The sequence below is a fragment of the Bradyrhizobium sp. LeoB3 genome, assembly GCF_055456055.1.
Window position 1 is genome coordinate 1 of record NZ_JBVBEF010000450.1, and the last position, 293, is coordinate 293.

1 protein-coding gene is annotated in these 293 nt (G+C 66.6%); it reads left to right on the forward strand.

Annotation, left to right across the window (positions count from 1 at the left end; translation table 11 throughout):
• The coding region (locus ACZXDY_RS46680) for a cyclic nucleotide-binding domain-containing protein (protein ID WP_464350128.1) at positions 1–293 on the forward strand (293 nt) is incomplete at both ends.

Below are 293 nucleotides of genomic sequence, written 5' to 3' on the forward strand. Positions count from 1 at the left end.
CGATCAGGACGCGATCCTTGCGCGAGCGGGGGACGAGATCGACTATGTCTTCTTCCCTCACAGCGGCGCCATCTCGCTGATGATCGACATGGCGGACGGGCAGACGGTCGACACCGCCGTAGTTGGGCGCGAGGGGGCACTTGGCCTTCTTTCGGTGCTCGGGTCGTCACCTTCGGCAACGACCGCGGTCGTTCGTGCAGCGGGCACCGCCTCGCAAATCCCCGCGTCGCGATTTCGCGCCGCTTTCAACCGGAGCCCTACGATCCGGCACGCGGTCCAGATGCACGGCAGGG